This is a genomic window from Streptomyces sp. NPDC088762 (assembly GCF_044750905.1).
In the GTDB taxonomy this organism is placed as follows: Bacteria; Actinomycetota; Actinomycetes; order Streptomycetales; family Streptomycetaceae; genus Streptomyces.
Genome location: NZ_JBIVKT010000010.1, coordinates 15,553 through 33,019, shown reverse-complemented (window position 1 = coordinate 33,019; position 17,467 = coordinate 15,553). Strand labels below are relative to the sequence as shown.

Annotated in this window: 17 protein-coding genes; 12 read left to right on the top strand and 5 right to left on the bottom strand. The window is 71.8% G+C overall.

Translation table 11 applies throughout. From position 1 onward, the window contains the following. The first annotated feature begins 152 nt into the window (after nt 1-152). Nucleotides 153-2,885, top strand: a complete 2,733-nt coding sequence (gene aceE, locus ACIP5M_RS22095; RefSeq protein WP_401199533.1) for a pyruvate dehydrogenase (acetyl-transferring), homodimeric type — start codon at nt 153-155, stop codon at nt 2,883-2,885. Between the two features lie 104 nt (nt 2,886-2,989). After that, nucleotides 2,990-3,805, top strand: coding sequence for a potassium channel family protein (locus ACIP5M_RS22090; RefSeq protein ID WP_401199531.1), 816 nt, complete (start codon nt 2,990-2,992; stop codon nt 3,803-3,805). Here ACIP5M_RS22090 and ACIP5M_RS22085 read toward each other — a convergent pair. Then, entirely contained in the window at nt 3,786-4,166 is a 381-nt protein-coding gene (locus ACIP5M_RS22085; RefSeq protein ID WP_401199529.1) for a peptidase inhibitor family I36 protein, read from the bottom strand. The two genes, ACIP5M_RS22090 and ACIP5M_RS22085, sit on opposite strands and share 20 nt — an antisense overlap. A 398-nt stretch (nt 4,167-4,564) precedes the next feature. Here ACIP5M_RS22085 and ACIP5M_RS22080 point away from each other — a divergent pair, with 398 nt between their 5' ends. From ACIP5M_RS22080 to ACIP5M_RS22070, 3 genes are all read left to right on the top strand, one after another. Continuing rightward, on the top strand, nt 4,565-5,236 hold the full coding sequence (locus tag ACIP5M_RS22080) for a TetR family transcriptional regulator (RefSeq protein ID WP_401199527.1): 672 nt from the start codon (nt 4,565-4,567) through the stop codon (nt 5,234-5,236). 236 nt (nt 5,237-5,472) lie between these two features. Next, a complete protein-coding gene (locus ACIP5M_RS22075) occupies nt 5,473-6,612 on the top strand; it encodes an alpha/beta hydrolase (protein ID WP_401199964.1) in 1,140 nt (379 codons plus the stop codon). A gap of 75 nt (nt 6,613-6,687) precedes the next feature. After that, nucleotides 6,688-7,560, top strand: a complete 873-nt coding sequence (locus tag ACIP5M_RS22070; protein WP_401199525.1) for a DUF4429 domain-containing protein — start codon at nt 6,688-6,690, stop codon at nt 7,558-7,560. Nucleotides 7,561-7,575: 15 nt separating this feature from the next. On the opposite strand, the gene ACIP5M_RS22065 is transcribed toward ACIP5M_RS22070, so the two are convergent. Beyond that, nucleotides 7,576-8,640 carry an aldo/keto reductase gene (locus ACIP5M_RS22065; RefSeq protein WP_401199523.1) on the bottom strand — a complete coding sequence of 355 codons (1,065 nt, stop codon included), beginning with the start codon at nt 8,638-8,640 and terminating at the stop codon, nt 7,576-7,578. Continuing rightward, nucleotides 8,637-9,062, bottom strand: coding sequence for a MerR family transcriptional regulator (locus tag ACIP5M_RS22060; protein WP_401199522.1), 426 nt, complete (start codon nt 9,060-9,062; stop codon nt 8,637-8,639). The genes ACIP5M_RS22065 and ACIP5M_RS22060 overlap by 4 nt, the downstream gene beginning before the upstream one ends. 79 nt (nt 9,063-9,141) lie before the next feature. Here ACIP5M_RS22060 and ACIP5M_RS22055 point away from each other — a divergent pair, with 79 nt between their 5' ends. Next, on the top strand, nt 9,142-9,960 hold the full coding sequence (locus tag ACIP5M_RS22055; RefSeq protein ID WP_401199961.1) for a serine hydrolase domain-containing protein: 819 nt from the start codon (nt 9,142-9,144) through the stop codon (nt 9,958-9,960). On the opposite strand, the gene ACIP5M_RS22050 is transcribed toward ACIP5M_RS22055, so the two are convergent. Continuing rightward, complete coding sequence (locus ACIP5M_RS22050; protein ID WP_401199520.1) at nt 9,947-10,609, bottom strand: pirin family protein; 663 nt, start codon at nt 10,607-10,609, stop codon at nt 9,947-9,949. The genes ACIP5M_RS22055 and ACIP5M_RS22050 overlap by 14 nt on opposite strands. Before the next feature lie 81 nt (nt 10,610-10,690). Between ACIP5M_RS22050 and ACIP5M_RS22045 the strand changes: the two genes are divergently transcribed. The 5 genes from ACIP5M_RS22045 (at nt 10,691) to fabF (ending at nt 15,588) form a co-directional block, all read left to right on the top strand. Then, nucleotides 10,691-11,908, top strand: a complete 1,218-nt coding sequence (locus tag ACIP5M_RS22045) for a CdaR family transcriptional regulator (RefSeq protein WP_215013755.1) — start codon at nt 10,691-10,693, stop codon at nt 11,906-11,908. Between the two features lie 89 nt (nt 11,909-11,997). Next, nucleotides 11,998-12,915, top strand: a complete 918-nt coding sequence (locus tag ACIP5M_RS22040; protein WP_401199517.1) for an ACP S-malonyltransferase — start codon at nt 11,998-12,000, stop codon at nt 12,913-12,915. Between the two features lie 19 nt (nt 12,916-12,934). Continuing rightward, nucleotides 12,935-13,939, top strand: coding sequence for a ketoacyl-ACP synthase III (locus ACIP5M_RS22035; protein ID WP_401199515.1), 1,005 nt, complete (start codon nt 12,935-12,937; stop codon nt 13,937-13,939). Nucleotides 13,940-13,994: 55 nt separating this feature from the next. Continuing rightward, nucleotides 13,995-14,243 (top strand): acyl carrier protein, encoded by a 249-nt coding sequence (locus tag ACIP5M_RS22030; protein ID WP_215013752.1) that lies wholly within the window; start codon nt 13,995-13,997, stop codon nt 14,241-14,243. 79 nt (nt 14,244-14,322) lie between these two features. Then, a complete protein-coding gene (fabF, locus tag ACIP5M_RS22025; protein WP_401199513.1) occupies nt 14,323-15,588 on the top strand; it encodes a beta-ketoacyl-ACP synthase II in 1,266 nt (421 codons plus the stop codon). A gap of 143 nt (nt 15,589-15,731) precedes the next feature. On the opposite strand, the gene ACIP5M_RS22020 is transcribed toward fabF, so the two are convergent. After that, nucleotides 15,732-16,226, bottom strand: a complete 495-nt coding sequence (locus ACIP5M_RS22020; RefSeq protein WP_401199512.1) for a DUF3145 domain-containing protein — start codon at nt 16,224-16,226, stop codon at nt 15,732-15,734. Nucleotides 16,227-16,476: 250 nt separating this feature from the next. Here ACIP5M_RS22020 and ACIP5M_RS22015 point away from each other — a divergent pair, with 250 nt between their 5' ends. Next, nucleotides 16,477-17,376 (top strand): SGNH/GDSL hydrolase family protein, encoded by a 900-nt coding sequence (locus ACIP5M_RS22015; protein ID WP_401199510.1) that lies wholly within the window; start codon nt 16,477-16,479, stop codon nt 17,374-17,376. Nucleotides 17,377-17,467: the final 91 nt, after the last annotated feature.

Sequence of the window (17,467 nt, the reverse complement as noted above, 5' to 3'; positions counted from 1 at the left end):
CGAACGGTCTTACGAAGTCGTTGACCGGTCTGGGCGTAGGGTTGGGAATACCCAGCGGTAGAGATGACGATTTCGGCCGGGCGTAAGACCATGGGAGGCGGCGCCCCCCGGTTACGGCCTCAGCACGACTCCCCCGACAGCGAAGGAACAGCGTGGCTTCCGCATCCGATCGCAATCCGATCATCATTGGCGGCCTGCCGAGCCAGGTCCCGGACTTCGATCCGGAGGAGACGCAGGAGTGGCTCGACTCCCTGGACGCCGCCGTCGACGAGCGTGGCCGTGAACGCGCCCGCTACCTGATGCTGCGGCTGATCGAGCGGGCTCGTGAGAAGCGCGTGGCCGTGCCCGAGATGCGCAGCACGGACTACGTCAACACGATCGCGACCAAGGACGAGCCGTTCTTCCCGGGCAACGAGGAGATCGAGCGCAAGGTCCTCAACGCCACCCGCTGGAACGCGGCCGTGATGGTCTCGCGCGCCCAGCGCCCGGGCATCGGGGTGGGCGGCCACATCGCCACGTTCGCCTCCTCCGCCTCCCTGTACGACGTGGGCTTCAACCACTTCTTCCGGGGCAAGGACGAGGGGGACGGCGGCGACCAGATCTTCTTCCAGGGCCACGCCTCGCCCGGTATCTACGCGCGCGCCTACCTCTTGGACCGGCTCTCCGAGCAGCAGCTCGACGCCTTCCGCCAGGAGAAGTCCAAGGCCCCGTACGGCCTGTCGAGCTACCCGCACCCCCGGCTGATGCCGGACTTCTGGGAGTTCCCGACGGTCTCGATGGGCCTCGGCCCGCTCGGTGCGATCTACCAGGCCCGGATGAACCGGTACATGGAGGCGCGCGGGATCGCGGACACCTCCAAGTCCCACGTTTGGGCGTATCTCGGAGACGGCGAGATGGACGAGCCGGAGTCGCTCGGCCAGCTGTCCATCGCCGCCCGCGAGGGCCTCGACAACCTGACCTTCGTCGTCAACTGCAACCTCCAGCGCCTCGACGGCCCGGTGCGCGGCAACGGCAAGATCATCCAGGAGCTGGAGTCGATCTTCCGGGGCGCCGGCTGGAACGTCATCAAGCTGATCTGGGACCGCTCCTGGGACCCGCTGCTGGCCCAGGACCGCGACGGCATCCTGGTCAACAAGATGAACTCCACCCCCGACGGGCAGTTCCAGACGTACGCCACCGAGTCGGGCGCGTACATCCGCGAGCACTTCTTCGGCGGCGACCAGCGGCTGCGCGCGATGGTCGAGAACATGACCGACTACCAGATCCAGCACCTGGGGCGCGGCGGCCACGACCACAAGAAGGTCTACGCGGCCTACGCGGCGGCCAAGGCCCACAAGGGCCAGCCCACGGTGATCCTGGCGCAGACGGTCAAGGGCTGGACCCTCGGCCCGAACTTCGAGGGCCGCAACGCGACGCACCAGATGAAGAAGCTGACGGTCGACGACCTCAAGCGCTTCCGCGACCGCCTGCACATCCCGATCACCGACGCGCAGCTGGAGAGCGGCGCGCCGCCGTACTACCACCCGGGCCGCAATTCGCCCGAGATCCAGTACATGCACGACCAGCGCAGCGCGCACGGCGGTTACGTGCCCACCCGCGTGGTGCGCGCGAAGCCGCTCGAGCTGCCCGACGAGAAGGCCTACGCGGCGGCGAAGAAGGGCTCGGGGCAGCAGTCGATCGCCACCACGATGGCCTTCGTCCGCATCCTGAAGGACCTGATGCGGGACAAGGAGATCGGCAAGCGCTTCGTGCTGATTGCGCCCGACGAGTACCGCACCTTCGGCATGGACGCCTTCTTCCCGAGCGCCAAGATCTACAACCCGCTGGGTCAGCAGTACGAGGCGGTCGACCGCGACCTGCTGCTCGCGTACAAGGAGTCCCCGACCGGCCAGATGCTGCACGACGGCATCTCGGAGGCGGGCTGCACGGCCTCGCTGATCGCCGCGGGTTCGGCGTACGCGACGCACGGCGAGCCGCTGATCCCGGTCTACGTCTTCTACTCGATGTTCGGTTTCCAGCGCACCGGTGACCAGTTCTGGCAGATGGCCGACCAGTTGGCGCGCGGTTTCGTCCTGGGCGCGACGGCCGGCCGGACCACCCTGACGGGTGAGGGGCTCCAGCACGCCGACGGTCACTCCCAGCTGCTGGCGTCGACGAACCCGGGCTGTGTCGCGTACGACCCGGCCTACGGCTACGAGATCGCGCACATCGTCCAGGACGGTCTGCGGCGCATGTACGGGCCGGAGGCGGAGGACGTCTTCTACTACCTGACGGTCTACAACGAGCCGATCCAGCACCCGGCCGAGCCGGCCGACGTCGACGTGGAGGGGATCCTGCGGGGCATCCACCGGGTGTCGCAGGGCACGGAGGGCACCATCGGGGCGCAGATCATGGCCTCGGGCGTGGCGGTTCCGTGGGCGCTGGAGGCGCAGCGGATCCTGGCGGCCGAGTGGAACGTGCGTGCGGACGTCTGGTCGGCGACCTCCTGGAACGAGCTCCGCCGCGAGGCGGTCGAGGTCGAGGAGCACAACCTGCTCCACCCGGAGGAGGAGCAGCGCGTCCCGTACGTGACGCGGAAGCTGTCGGGGGCGGAGGGGCCGTTCGTGGCGGTCTCGGACTGGATGCGGTCCGTCCCGGACCAGATCTCGCGGTGGGTGCCCGGCTCGTACACGTCGCTGGGCGCGGACGGCTTCGGCTTCGCCGACACGCGGGGTGCGGCCCGGCGCTTCTTCCACATCGACGCGCAGTCGGTGGTCCTGGCGACGCTCACCGAGCTCGCCAAGGAGGGCAGGATCGACCGTTCGGTCCTGAAGCAGGCGGTCGACCGCTACCAGCTGCTGGACGTGGCGGCGGCGGACCCCGGCCCGGCGGGCGGCGATGCCTGACGCCTGACGCGGTCCCGCCCGAGTGAGCGCGGACCGCGTCGGAGGAGGTGCCCCCGGCGTCGCCGGGGGCACCTCCTCTTTACTTTTTCCTTACGATGCTCCGTATGAAGGAACCCTCACGTCAGGCGCGGTGGGAGCGGCGGACCCAGACGCCGCTGCTCGTCCTCGCCCTGTGCTTCGCCGCCGCGTACGCCGTGCCGATCGTCGCCCCCGACGCGAGCGCGGAGGTGCACCGGGCGTGCACGCACGCGGAGTGGGCGGTGTGGGGGGCCTTCGCCGCCGACTACCTGGTGCGGCTGGGGCTGGCCCCGGACCGCAGGGTCTTCGTGCGGACCCATTGGCTGGACCTGGCGGCCGTGGTGCTGCCGCTCGTCCAGCCACTGAGGCTGCTCCGGCTGGTCGCCACGCTGCTGCTGGTGGGCCGGCGGGCCCGGATGGCTCCGCAGGTGCGGCTCACGACCTACGTGGCCGGGGCCGTCGTGGGCCTGCTGATGTTCGGCTCGCTGGCCGTGCTGAGCGTGGAGCGCGACGCACCCGACGGGAACATCAAGAACCTGGGCGACGCCGTGTGGTGGTCCTTCACCACCATGACGACGGTCGGGTACGGCGACCACTCCCCCACCACCGGCCTGGGCCGGGTCCTGGCCGTCGGCCTGATGCTCTCGGGCATCGCCCTGCTCGGTGTGGTGACGGCCAACATCGCCGCCTGGTTCATCGCCCGCTTCGAGCGCGACGACCAGGTGGAACGGCTCCAGCTGGCCGCCATCCGGGAATTGCAGGGCGAGGTACGGGCGCTGCGCGCCGAGGTCGCGGCCCTGGCCGGCGCACCGGCGGGCGCCCCCGGGCCGGCGGGACCCGCCGGGCCGGCCGAGCAGCCGGCCGCCCCGGCGCCGCGCGAGGTTACGTCTCCCACACCTTGAACGCCCGCACCTGGTAGGGCGACTGCGGCAGCCAGACCCCGTCACCCGGGTAGGTCTGGAACTCGCCGGTCTCCGCGCACACCGCCGACTGGTACGTGGTCACCGGGCGGCCGGTCCGGTTGGCGAGCGACTGGGCGCTGGTCCCGGCGGGCAGGGCCGTGCAGCTGTTGATCTCCAGGGTGCTGAGCTCGTGGGTCTGCCGGGCGCCCTTGAACTCCGGCTTCGCCCACAGGCACAACTGCCCGGTCGCGCAGGCCCCGAGCGTGGCCGGGCCGGCGGCGTGCGCCGCGCCGGAGGTGCTCGGGATGAGGGCGGTGAGGGCCATGGCGGCTACGGCGAAACTCGTGCTCCACGTACGCATGACGGGTCAACTCCTTGTGGACGGACGGGCCCCGGACCGTTTCCGAAGCTCCGCCGGCACCACGCTGACCTGGGCCGAGGGGCGGGCGGAAGGGGCGGCGGGCGGGTCCACCCTGATAGGCGACAGCCCCGGCGGAACCGGCCGGCGGGGCCTGGGCACCACCGGAGTTGACGCCTCCGACGCGGTCCGCCCCCGCGTCCGCGGCGGCGTTCCCGACCGGAGGCGGCTCCTCCGCGTGCGGCTCGTCCCCGAAAGAGGCGCCGGACGTACCGTCCACGGCGGCGGCTGACCGTGAGTGACAGTGCGCAAAACGGCTCGGCGCTGCAGCCCCCGTGACGCCGGTCACAGATACCCTGACCGCTCACTCAGCGTCAGATCAGCCTCGAGAGGATCCCGCAGTGACGACCGACGAGCGGCCCGCGCCGGCGGGCGGGCTGCGCGAGCGCAGGAAACGGCGCACCCGGGACGCGCTGCTGCGCGCCGCCCTGCTGCTCTTCATCTCCCAGGGGTACGAGCAGACGACCGTCGACGAGATCACCGACGCCGTGGAGGTGTCCCAGCGCACCTTCTTCCGCTACTTCGCCAACAAGGAAGAGGCCGCCTTCGCCGTCCAGGACCTCGTCGAGTCGCACTTCTTCGCCGCGCTGCAGGCCCGCCCGGCCGCGGAGGGCCCCTTCGCGGCCATACGGGGCGCGGTGCTCGCCGCCTGGGACACCCTCGAGGAGGCCATCGCCGAGGTGGTCCCCGTCGAGCTCTACATGCGCAGCTACCAGCTGATCGAGTCCACCCCGGCGCTGCTCGCGGTGCACCTGCGGCGCTGCACCGATCTGGAGGAGCGCATCGCGCGGCTGGTCGCCGCCCGAGAGGGCCTGGACGTGGACGCCGATCCGCGGCCGCGGGTGGCGGTCGCCGCGTTCTCGGGCGTGATGAGGGTCACGGGGCGGCTGTGGGGGCAGGGCCAGGACGCCAGCGTGGCCGCCATCCGGCGCATGACGGAGGCGTACCTCGACCAGATCGGACCGGCCCTGGCCGCCAACTGGCGCGGGGCGCCCGCCCCGGGCCGGATCTGACCGTGCCGGTCGGCGCACCGGTTGCCCGCACCGGACCCGGCGGCCGTACGCCGGCGCGCGCTGCGCACCGTCCCGCGGCCGGCCGTGAGCCCCGTCACCTGGCGTCCCAACGCCGGTACGGGTCTCCTACGCTGGTCCCAGTGAACCTGCCCGGCCTTGCCCCCTCCACCGCCCACGGCGCCGAAACGCGCCCTGCCGCCCTGCGCACCCTGCTCGCGCTCGCGGTGGTCTTCGTCATGCTGGCCATCACCGGCTGGACGGCCGTGCACCGCCCCGAGGGCGGCACCCCGCTGCGGGCCACCGCGCTCGCCGCCTGGGCGCAAGCCCGGATCGACGGCCGCCCCGTGCCGCCCGCGGACGCGCCCGTACGGACGGTGGCCCGCTTCTTCGCGGGCCTCGACGGCGCCCAGCGGGCCCGGCTCGCCGACGGCTACCCCCTGGTGGTGGGCAACCTCGACGGGGCTCCCGTCTCCACCCGCTACCGGGCCAACCTGCGGGGGCTGGAGCAGGCCGGGAAGGTCGAGGAGGAGCGCAGCCGCGACGTCGCGCTGACCCCCGCCGACCGGGCGAACGCCACCCGCCGCGCCCACCGCTTCGCCTCGCTGGCCGAGCCCGGCCGGCAGATCCTCGCCTTCGACCCCACGGGCGGCGGCCTGGTCGCGGAGGTCTTCGGAGACCTCGACCGGGCCCGCCGGGTTTCGGTGATCGTCCCGGGCGTCGACACCGACCTGCTCACCTTCGAGCGCACCCAGCGCCGCTTCACCGCCCCCGTCGGCATGGCCGAGTCCCTGTACGGGGCCCAGCGCGCGGTCGGGCCGGACGGCGGGACGGCGGTCATCGCCTGGGCCGGCTACGTCGCGCCCACCGGGGTGGGCATGGACGCCGCCACCGGCCACATGGCCGTCGACGGAGCCGTCCGGCTGAAGGCGCTGGCGACCTCCCTGCCCGGGGACTCGACCGTGGCGCTGTTCTGCCACAGCTACGGATCGGTGGTGTGCGGGGTCGCCGCGCACGAACTGCCGTACCGCGTGACGGACGTGGTGGTCGCGGGCAGCCCCGGGATGCGCGCGGCGAACGTCGCCGCCCTGCACACCTCGGCCCGGATCTGGGCCACGCGGGACGAGGGCGACTGGATCGCGGACGTACCGCACCTGGAGGTCGGCGGGCTCGGCCACGGGGCCGATCCGGTGTCCCGGGAGTTCGGTGCGCGGCTGGTTTCCTCGGCGACGGCCAAGAGCCACACCGGCTATTTCGCGCCAGGGACCGACTCGTTGGACAACTTCGCCAAAATCGGAACCGGTGCATTCGGTTCCGTTGTCTGTTCGACCGGCGACGACACGTGTCGACGCGGAACTTCCGGGGCAGAGCAGGACTGACGCGCGTAGAGGCCCGGAAAACGGGCTCCGCAACGAGGGGGACGCGCGGGACCGCCGCCCTTTACCATGTGCCGCATGGGTGACGTACTGGCCGGAAACCATGCCGTCTGGGAGTTCGACTCGGACTCGGTGCTCATCCGCTTCACACGGGGGATAAGAACGCCGAGGACGCCGAGGCTCTTTCACGCCCTCGGCTCGCGCCGGATCCCCCTGGAAGCGGTGTCCGAGGTGACCGTGACCGCCGGCAGGCGGGACACGGTGGTACTGCGCGCCGTGCCGCGGCCGGGCGCGGATCCGCTGATGGAGGCCGCCGCGGGCCAGCTGAAGGAAGCGTGCGACCCGTACCGGCTGGTGCTGCCGGGCGAGCGGGCGCCGCGGGCCGCCGCCTTCGCCGATGCGCTGCGCTCCCGCCTCGGGCCGGACGCCGCCGAACCGGCGGGGCGTTTCCTGGTCGCCGCCCCGCCCCCGCCCGTGCACCTGAAGGCGTACGACGCGCGGGTCGGGTTCGACGGCTCCGCCGTCACCTTCCACTGGTCCCGTACGGGCGCGACCAGCACCAAGTGGAAGGCTGGCGACCAGCGGTACGCGCTCTCCGAGGTGACCGGGGTCGAGTGGAGCTCCCCGGAGGGCCCGGACGGCCACCTGCGCCTCCTCGTGCGGGACGGCACCGCCGACCCGCGTCCGGACCACGACCTGGCGTCGGCCGTCTTCGGCGTGGGCTACGGCGCGGTGCACGAATCCCTCCCGTTCGCGGCAGCGGTCCTCGCCGCCCTGCGCGGCCGCACCCCGGTGGCGTCCGTACTCCGGGCCCGCTCGGGGGACGAACGCACGGACGAACGCTCCGGGGACGAACGCCTGCGGCACCTGAGCGAGCTCCACAACGCGGGGGTCCTGACGGACGCCGAGTACGCGGCCCTGCGCGACCGCTGCGCCGCGCAACCGCTGTAGCGGCCGCCGCGGAGTTCAGGACTCGCGGCTCGCCGAGGTGAACGCCATGTCCGGGTAGCGGTCGCCCGCGACCCGGTCGGCGATCGGCTCCAGCAGGGCCAGTTCCGGCTCCGTCAGGGTGATCCGCGTCGCCGCGGCGTTCTCCGCGAGGCGCGATGCCTTGCGGGTGCCCGGGATCGGGATCACGGTCAGCCCGTGCACGGTCGCCCGCTGCTGCACCCAGGCCAGCGCGATCTGCGCCGGGCTCGCCCCGTGCGCCCTGGCGACCTCCCGGACGGGAGCCAGCAGCGCCGCGTTCGCCTTGGCGTTGTCGCCGTTGAACCGGGGCTGGTTGCGCCGGTAGTCCCCCTCGGAGAGGTCCGCCGACGCGTCGGCGAAGGATCCGGTCAGGAAGCCCCGCCCCAAGGGGGAGTACGGCACGAAGGCCACGCCCAGCTCCGCCGCCGCCCCCACCGCGCTGCGCTCCACGTCCCGGCTGAACAGCGACCACTCCGACTGGAGCGCCGCGATCGGGTGGATCGCGTGGGCCTCCCGCAGCTCGTCCCCCGTGACCTCGCTGAGCCCCAGCCGGCGCACCTTGCCCTCCTGCACGAGCTCCGCCATGGTGCCCACCGACTCGGCGAACGGCACGGCCGGGTCACGGCGGTGCATGTAGTAGAGGTCGATGACGTCCACGCCGAGCCGCCGCAGGCTGTCCTCCACCGCGCGGCGGATGTAGGCGCGGTCGTTGCGGATGCCGCGGTAGTGCGGGTCGTCGGTGCGCTCCAGGGCGAACTTCGTCGCCAGGGTGACCTCGTCCCGGTGGGCCGCCACGAAGGGGGCGAGGAACTCCTCGTTGCGCCCGCGCCCGTAGGCGTCCGCGGTGTCGAAGAGGGTGACGCCGGCGGCCAGTGCCGCCTCCAGGGTCGCGCGGGACTCCGTCTCGTCGGCGTCCCCGTAGAACTCGCTCATGCCCATGCAGCCGAGGCCCTGTATCCCTACCAGCGGGCCGCCCTTGCCGAGCTCGACCTGCTCGATGACCGTGCCGTGCGTACCGTGCGCCTGCGTGCCGTGCGTGCCGTGCGTGCCGTGCTCCGTCATTGCCGTGCCTTCCCCGCGACCGTGTTCATCGCAGCCGTTTTGCTCGAATACATGCCGATTTTGTAGTCCAGTACGGCGAGCGCGTCCGTCAGTTCCGTGATCCGCGCCCGCACCTCGTGCCGGGTCCGCTCCAGCAGTTCGCGCCGCTCGCCGACCGTGTGCTCGCCCTCGCGGACCAGTTCGGCGTAGCGGACCATGTCAGCCACCGACATCCCGGTGGAGCGGAGCTTGCCCACGAACTCCAGCCAGTGGAGGTCCTCGTCGCTGAAGCGACGCTGCCCCGAATGGGAGCGGTCCACGTGCGGCATCAGGCCGATCCGCTCGTACCAGCGCAGCGTGTGCTGGGTCAGCCCGGTCCGGGCCTCGACCTCGCTGATGGTGTACCGCGTCTGCGTCAGGCTCAGGCCCTGGCTCTGGCTCATGGGCCCCACGCTAAAACCCTGGAGTGCACTCCAAGCAAGTAGGCTCGGGCCCATGGAGAGCATGGAGGCCGCCAACAGCATGGAAAGCCTGCGGATCATCGAGAGCTGGCCGGTGCCGACCGCCGCGGCGGCCGTCGTGCGCGCCGACGGGAGCCTGGCCGGCTCCCACGGGCCCGTCGGCCACCGCTTCGCCCTCGCCTCGGTCACCAAGCCGCTCGCCGCGTACGCGGCCCTCGTCGCGTACGAGGAGGGGGCGATCGAGCTCGACGAGCCGGCCGGGCCCGAGGGCTCGACGGTCCGTCACCTCCTCGCGCACACCAGCGGCCTGGCCTTCGACGAGCACCGGGTGAGCGCCCCGCCCGGGCAGCGCCGGCTGTACTCGAACGCCGGTTTCGAGGTGCTCGGCGACCACATCGCCAAGGCCACCGGCATCCCCTTCGCGGAGTACCTGCACCAGGCCGTGTGCGAGCCGCTCGGCATGACCGCGACCACCCTGGAGGGCTCGCCCGCCAAGGACGGCGTCTCCACCGTCGCCGACCTCGTACGGTTCGCGGCCGAGCTCCAGGCGCCCCGGCTGCTCGACGTCCGCACGGTCGCCGCGGCCACCTCCGTCGTCCACCCGGGCCTCAAGGGCGTCCTGCCCGGTTACGGCCACCAGTCCCCCAACGACTGGGGGCTCGGCATGGAGATCCGCGACGGCAAGTCCCCGCACTGGACGGGCACCTCGTCCTCGCCCCGCACCTTCGGGCACTTCGGGCAGGCCGGCACCTTCCTGTGGGTGGATCCGGACGCGCGCGCCGCGTGCGTGGCCCTGACGGACCGCGCCTTCGGCCCGTGGGCCGTGGAGGCCTGGACCCCGTTCACCGACGCGGTCCTCGCGGAGCTCAGGACGCGCTAGGGAACTCCCAGATCAGCAGCTCCCCGGGCGATCCGGCGGTGATCACCAGGTCCCGCTCGTCGGTGATCCGCACCGAGTCCCCCGGTCCGAGCTCCTGACCGTCCAGGCGCAGGTCCCCGCGCACCACGTGCAGGTATACGCGCTCCGCCGCCGGTACGGGGACCCGCTCGCCCGCGCCCGGCCGCCGGACGTGCAGCACGGCGCCGGCCGCGGGGACCTCGTAGGGCGTGCCGTCGGTGATGCCCCGGACCACCTCGTACGAGGGGTCTCCCCCCGCGGCCAAAGGCGCGAGCCACATCTGCACGAAGCGCAGCGGCACCTCGCCGTCGTTGCGCTCCACGTGCCGCGCCCCGGATCCGGCGCTGAGCCGCTGTACGTCGCCGGGGCGGACCAGGCCCTTTTCGCCGGTGCTGTCCTGGTGCGTGAGCTCGCCCTCCGCCACCCAGGTCACGATCTCGGTGTGGCTGTGCGGGTGCTCGTCGAATCCGGCGCCGGGCCGCAGCAGTTCCTCGTTGCAGGCCAGGACCGGGCCGAAGCGCAGGTTGTCCGGGTCGTAGGACGCCCCGAAGGAGAAGGCGTGCCGGGTGGTGATCCCGGCGGCCGGATCCCCGCCCTCGTACCGGTCGGCACCGCGACGTACATCAATCATGGGAGCCACCGTAGCCGCCGGACCGGGGCCGGACCCGGGACCGGACTCCGCGCGGGCTTCCCGATAAGGCAGTCTTGTCCCGTGCCCCAACCCGAACGTGAGCATTCCCCCGCGACACACGCCGCGCATCCCGCGCCCGCCCATCCGCACACCGCGACGCTGCGCCGACTGGAGAAGTCCTCCGGCCGGCTCGCGGCGAACGCGATCGCGCGCATGGACGAGACCCTGCCGTGGTACCGGGCGATGCCCCCGGAGAACCGGTCCTGGATCGGCCTGGTCGCGCAGGCCGGCATCGCCGCGTTCACCGAGTGGTTCCGGCACCCGGAGACCCCGCAGGCCATCTCCACCGACGTCTTCGGGACGGCTCCGCGGGAGCTGACCCGGGCGATCACCCTGCGCCAGACCGTCGAGATGGTCCGCACCACGATCGAGGTCATGGAGGCCGCGATCGACGAGGTGGCGGCGCCGGGCGACGAGTCGATCCTGCGCGAGGCCCTGCTGGTGTACGCCCGGGAGATCGCCTTCGCGACGGCCCAGGTGTACGCGCAGGCCGCCGAGGCGCGCGGCGCGTGGGACGCCCGGCTGGAATCCCTCGTCGTGAACGCGGTGCTGTCCGGCGAGGCCGACGAGGGCGCGCTCTCGCGGGCGGCGGCGCTCGGCTGGAACTCCCCGGAGCACGTGTGCGTGGTGCTGGGCACCGCGCCCGAGGGGGACAGCGAGCTGACGGTCGAGGCGATCCGGCGGGCGGCCCGCCACCACAAGCTCCAGGTCCTGACGGGGGTACTCGGGGACCGCCTGGTCGTCATCGCGGGCGGCAGCGACAACCCGATGCAGGTGGCGAAGTCCCTGATCGGGCCGTTCGCGGCCGGTCCGGTGGTGGCCGGCCCGGTGGTGCCCGACCTGCTGAACGCGACCAAGTCTGCGCAGGCGGCGGCCGCCGGACTGAAGGCCTGCACGGCCTGGCAGGACGCCCCGCGGCCCGTGCTGGCGGACGATCTCCTGCCGGAGCGGGCGATCGCCTCCGATCCCGCCGCCAGGGAACAGCTGGTGGAGGAGATCTACAGACCGCTGGAGGAAGCGGGCTCCGCGCTGCTGGAGACGCTGAGTGTCTATCTGGAACAGGCGAGCAGCCTCGAAGGGGCGGCGCGGATGCTGTTCGTGCACCCCAACACGGTGCGCTACCGGCTGCGACGTGTGACCGACGTCACCGGCTGGTCACCTTCCGATGTCCGCTCCGCGTTCACGCTGCGGATCGCCCTGATTCTGGGGCGTCTGGCCGACGGCGATCCCCAGTCCTAGACTTTTGTCGGACATCAACAATTACCCCGACCGTTCTTGGTCCCTGTCCCCACGGGCGGCAGGGACCATCCACAAGAGAGAGTGTGAGGGTGCTCGTACTCGTCGCTCCCGGCCAAGGCGCTCAGACGCCTGGCTTCCTGACTCCCTGGCTCGACCTCCCCGGCGCCCGTGACCGCGTCCAGGGCTGGTCCGACGCCATCGGGCTCGACCTCGCCCACTACGGCACGAAGGCCGACGCGGACGAGATCCGCGACACGGCCGTGGCCCAGCCGCTGCTGGTCGCCGCCGGTCTCCTGTCCGCCGGCGCTCTGGGCGCCCGTACGGCCTTCGGTGCCGTCGCGGGCCACAGCGTCGGTGAGATCACCGCCGCCGCGTACGCGGGCGTGCTCTCCGAGACCGACGCCCTGACGTTCGTCCGTACGCGCGGTCTGGCCATGGCCGAGGCCGCCGCCGTCACCGAGACCGGCATGGCCGCCGTCCTCGGCGGTGAAACGGACGTGGTCGTCGCCCACTTGGAGAAGCTGGGCCTGACGCCCGCCAACATCAACGGCGCCGGTCAGATCGTGGCCGCCGGCACCATGGCGCAGATCGACGCGCTGGTCGCCGACAAGCCCGAAGGCTCCATGAAGGTCGTCGCCCTCAAGGTCGCGGGCGCCTTCCACACGCACCACATGGCCCCGGCGGTTTCCACGCTGGAGAAGGCCGCCGCGGACCTGTCCCCGGCGGACCCGGCCCTAACGTACGTGTCGAACAAGGACGGCCACGCTGTCACCACGGGCGCCGACGTCGTCGCCCGCCTGGTGGGCCAGGTCGCGAACCCGGTCCGCTGGGACCTCTGCATGGAGACGTTCGCCGAGCTGGGCGTCACGGGGATCATCGAACTGTCCCCCGGCGGCACCCTGACGGGTCTGGCCAAGCGCGCGCTGAAGGGCGTACCGAGCGTGGCTCTGAAGACCCCGGACGATCTCGACAAGGCCGCGGCGCTCGTCGCCGAGCAGACGGCCTGAGAGAAGGAGCCCACAGAGCATGTCCAAGATCAAGCCGGCCAAGGGCTCCCCGTACGCCCGCATTCTCGGCGTCGGCGGCTACCGTCCGACGCGCGTGGTGCCCAACGAGGTCATCCTCGAAACGATCGACTCGTCCGACGAGTGGATCCGCTCCCGCTCCGGTATCGCGACCCGGCACTGGGCCTCGCCCGAGGAGACCGTCGCCGCGATGTCGGTGGAGGCCTCGGGCAAGGCGCTGGCCGATGCCGGCGTCTCCCCCGAGCAGATCGGTGCGGTGATCGTCTCGACGGTCTCGCACTTCAAGCAGACCCCGGCCGTCGCGACCGAGATCGCGCACCGGATCGGTGCGGGCAAGCCCGCCGCCTTCGACATCTCCGCGGGCTGCGCCGGTTTCGGTTACGGCCTGACCCTGGCCAAGGGCATGGTGGTGGAGGGGTCCGCCGAGTACGTCCTCGTCATCGGCGTGGAGCGGCTCTCGGACCTGACCGACCTGGAGGACCGCGCGACGGCCTTCCTGTTCGGCGACGGCGCCGGCGCCGTGGTCGTCGGGCCCTCGAGCGAGCCGGCCATCGGCCCCACGGTGTGGGGTTCGGAGGGCGACAAGTCCGAGACGATCAAGCAGACCGTCCCGTGGGACGAGTACCGCACCGGCGACACCGCCGAAAAGTTCCCGGCCATCACGCAGGAGGGTCAGGCGGTCTTCCGCTGGGCCGTCTTCGAGATGGCCAAGGTGGCCCAGCAGGCGCTCGATGCCGCCGGGATCACCGCGGAAGACCTGGACGTCTTCATTCCGCACCAGGCAAACATGCGGATCATCGACTCGATGGTGAAGACTCTGAAGCTGCCGGAGCACGTCACGGTCGCCCGTGACGTGGAGACCACCGGCAACACCTCGGCCGCCTCGATTCCGCTCGCTATGGAGCGGCTCCTGGCGACCGGTGCGGCGAAGAGCGGCGACACCGCGCTCGTCATCGGCTTCGGGGCGGGACTCGTCTACGCCGCGACGGTCGTTACCCTCCCCTAGGGCCGGACTCCGCTTTCCCGGCCCGCATACCAGTTACCCAGAGAAGGAGCGCCACATGGCCGCCACGCAGGAAGAGATCGTCGAGGGTCTCGCCGAGATCGTCAACGAGATCGCCGGCATCCCCGTCGAGGACGTCGAGATCGACAAGTCCTTCACGGACGACCTGGACGTCGACTCGCTGTCCATGGTCGAGGTCGTCGTCGCCGCCGAAGAGCGCTTCGACGTCAAGATCCCGGACGAGGACGTCAAGAACCTCAAGACGGTCGGCGACGCCGCGAGCTACATCCTGAAGCACCAGGCCTGAGCCTGACGAGCGTTTGTCGCCACCCGGCGGTGGCGCCGTGAAAATTCAGCACCCTCTGAGACGTGGAGAAAGAATTCCTGTGAGCCCGACCAATCGCACCGTGGTCGTCACCGGTATCGGCGCAACCACTCCGCTGGGTGGCGACAGCGCTTCGACCTGGGAAGGTCTGCTCGCCGGCCGCTCCGGCGTGAAGCCCCTGGAGGGCGAGCGCTTCGCCGACCTCCCGGTTCGTATCGCCGCTCTGGCCGCCGTGGACCCGAACGAGGTCCTGCCGCGGCCGCTGGCCCGCAAGCTCGACCGCTCGGCGCAGTTCGCCGTCATCGCCGCCCGCGAGGCGTGGGCCGACGCCGGCTACACCGCCGCGGCGGGTGAGGACGGCGGTGTCGCCCCCGAGCGTCTGGGCACCGTGATCGCCTCCGGCATCGGCGGTGTCACCACCCTGCTCGACCAGTACGACGTACTGAAGGAGAAGGGTGTGCGCCGGGTTTCCCCGCACACCGTTCCCATGCTCATGCCCAACGGCCCGTCCGCCAACGTAGGCCTGGAGATCAACGCCCAGGCGGGCGTGCACACGCCCGTCAGCGCCTGCGCGTCCGGCGCCGAGGCCATCGGCTACGCCGTCGAGATGATCCGCACCGGCCGTGCCGACGTGGTCGTCGCGGGCGGCACCGAGGCGGCGATCCACCCGCTGCCGATCGCCGCGTTCGCCAACATGATGGCGATGTCCAAGAACAACGAGAACCCCGAGCAGGCCTCCCGCCCGTACGACAAGGCCCGTGACGGCTTCGTCCTGGGCGAGGGCGCGGGCGTCATCGTCCTGGAGTCCGCCGAGCACGCCGCCGCGCGCGGTGCCCGGGTCTACTGCGAGGTGCTGGGCCAGGGTCTGTCCGCAGACAGCCACCACATCGCGCAGCCGGAGCCGACCGGCCGCGGGGTCGCGGCCGCCGTGCAGAACCTGCTCGACAACACGGGCCTCGACCCGGCCGAGCTGGTCCACCTGAACGCGCACGCCACGTCCACCCCGCAGGGTGACACGGCCGAGCTGAAGGCCCTGCGCAAGGTGCTGGGCGACGACCTCGACCACATCGCGATCTCCGCGACCAAGTCGATGACCGGTCACCTGCTGGGTGGCGCGGGCGGCATCGAGACCGTCGCGACCGTGCTGGCCCTGTACAACCGGCTGGCGCCGCCGACGATCAACCTCGACGACATCGACGAGGACATCGACGCGGACATCGTCCGGGGCGAGCCGCGCAAGCTGCCGGCCGACGGCCCGATCTCCGCGATCAACAACTCCTTCGGCTTCGGCGGCCACAACGTGACCCTGGCGTTCCGTACTGTTTGATGCGCCTAAACCGGCGCCGCTCTCGCGGACGGGGTTGCTCGCCGTTGGGGTTGCTCAATTGCTGGTTGCGGTGCCCGTCGGCGAAGACCACGACAAGAAGGCCCATCCGGATCCCCCGGATGGGCCTTCTTCGTGCGCCGGCGCTAGACCACTTGGTGGAGCCAGCGGACCGGGGCGCCCTCGCCCGCGTAGCGGAAGGGCTCCAGTTCGTCGTCCCACGGTTTGCCGAGCAGTTTGGCGATCTCCGCCTCCAGGTCGGTCTCGCCGCGCGCGGACCGGGCGAGGGCGGCGCGCAGCCGGTCCTCCGGGACCAGGATGTCGCCGTGCATGCCGGTGACGGCGTGGAAGATGCCCAGCTCCGGAGTGGAGCTGTAGCGCTCCCCCTCGGCGGTCGGGCAGGGTTCGGCGGTCACCTCGAAGCGCAGCAGGTGCCAGCCCCGCAGGGCGGAGGCGAGCTTCGAGGCGGTGCCCGGTTCGGCCTGCCAGGAGAACTCGGCTCTCCAGGTGCCCGGGGAGGCGGGCTGTCTGATCCAGTCGAGGTTCACCCGCACCCCGAGCACGCCCGCAACCGCCCATTCCACGTGCGGGCAGAGCGCGCGCGGTGCGGAGTGCACGTACAGAACTCCACGTGTCGTCACCGGGACCTCCAGTGTGGGACGAGGTCGGGAATAAACTCCAGAAAACGGACAGTATGTGACGTGATGTAATGTAACGGAAATTATTTGACATTGCGCAACGGGACCTGCGGCCGAAACGCCACGGGAAAAAGCTACCGTGAGTCAGGGGTCATGGTGTGACGTACGGTCGCTCCGAGGCCCGTAAACACAGAGCTTTCACTCAGCAGGACCCCCCGAAGGATGTGGGGGCGTCAAGGAGGGGACCATCCCGATGCGCACCACCGCTGCGCGCCGCCGTGCGCGCCGGACCCTCGCGGGAGCGGGAGCGGCGGCCGTGCTGCTGGCCGGGACGGTGGCAGGATGCGGGCCGGGCGGGTCGAGCGGCGCGGGGGACCGCGGGGCGCAGGCCGTCGCGCCGCGCTGGAACACCGCGCCCGCCTCGATCGCGGCCGTGGGCGACTCCATCACGCGGGGTTTCGACGCCTGTTCGGTCCTCGCCGACTGCCCGGAGGTTTCCTGGGCCACCGGCAGCGACCCGGAGGTCCACTCCCTCGCGGTGCGGCTCCTCGGGGACGCGGAGGCCCCGGCCCGCAGCTGGAACTACGCGGCGACCGGCTCGCGGATGGCCGACCTGCCGGGGCAGCTGGCCGAGGCGGCCGTGCACAAGCCCGACCTGGTCACGGTGATGGTGGGCTCGAACGACGCCTGCCGGCCCACGACTTCGTCGATGACGCCGGTGGCGGAGTTCCGGGCCGGTTTCGAAAAGGCCCTCGCGGGCCTGCGGTCCGCCTCCCCCGCCTCCCAGGTCTACGTCTCCAGCATTCCCGACCTCCAGCGGCTGTGGGAGCAGGGCAAGGACAGCCCGATGATCCGTCAGGTGTGGAAGCTGGGCATCTGCCAGTCGATGCTCGCCGATCCGCTGTCCGCGGTCTCGGGGGCGACGGCCCGGCGCGAGCAGGTGCGGGCGCGGGTGGTCGAGTACAACGAGGTGCTCCGCGAGGTGTGCGCGAAGGACGCGCTGTGCCGCTACGACGGCGGCGCGGTCTTCCAGTACCCCTTCGCGGCCGATCAGTTGAGCCGCTGGGACTGGTTCCATCCGGGCAAGGAAGGGCAGGCGCGGCTGGCGGAACTGGCACACCGCCAGGTGACGGCGGCGCAGCCGCCGCGTTGACGCCGCGCGGGGCCGGTGGGCAGGGGGCGGGTGTCAGGGCCCGCCCCCTGCCCGGTCTTTTTATTGAGCCCAGCGGGGGTGATTTCCGGCC

What these genes read in the sequence shown, in the direction of transcription:
- ACIP5M_RS22090 (WP_401199531.1), top strand. Translation starts at nt 2,990, where the DNA reads ATGAAGGAACCCTCACGTCAGGCGCGGTGGGAGCGGCGGACCCAGACG.
- ACIP5M_RS22085 (WP_401199529.1), bottom strand. Translation starts at nt 4,166, where the DNA reads ATGCGTACGTGGAGCACGAGTTTCGCCGTAGCCGCCATGGCCCTCACC.
- ACIP5M_RS22075 (WP_401199964.1), top strand. Translation starts at nt 5,473, where the DNA reads ATGCTGGCCATCACCGGCTGGACGGCCGTGCACCGCCCCGAGGGCGGC.
- ACIP5M_RS22070 (WP_401199525.1), top strand. Translation starts at nt 6,688, where the DNA reads ATGGGTGACGTACTGGCCGGAAACCATGCCGTCTGGGAGTTCGACTCG.
- ACIP5M_RS22065 (WP_401199523.1), bottom strand. Translation starts at nt 8,640, where the DNA reads ATGACGGAGCACGGCACGCACGGCACGCACGGCACGCAGGCGCACGGT.
- ACIP5M_RS22060 (WP_401199522.1), bottom strand. Translation starts at nt 9,062, where the DNA reads ATGAGCCAGAGCCAGGGCCTGAGCCTGACGCAGACGCGGTACACCATC.
- ACIP5M_RS22055 (WP_401199961.1), top strand. Translation starts at nt 9,142, where the DNA reads ATGGAAAGCCTGCGGATCATCGAGAGCTGGCCGGTGCCGACCGCCGCG.
- ACIP5M_RS22050 (WP_401199520.1), bottom strand. Translation starts at nt 10,609, where the DNA reads ATGATTGATGTACGTCGCGGTGCCGACCGGTACGAGGGCGGGGATCCG.
- ACIP5M_RS22035 (WP_401199515.1), top strand. Translation starts at nt 12,935, where the DNA reads ATGTCCAAGATCAAGCCGGCCAAGGGCTCCCCGTACGCCCGCATTCTC.
- ACIP5M_RS22030 (WP_215013752.1), top strand. Translation starts at nt 13,995, where the DNA reads ATGGCCGCCACGCAGGAAGAGATCGTCGAGGGTCTCGCCGAGATCGTC.
- ACIP5M_RS22015 (WP_401199510.1), top strand. Translation starts at nt 16,477, where the DNA reads ATGCGCACCACCGCTGCGCGCCGCCGTGCGCGCCGGACCCTCGCGGGA.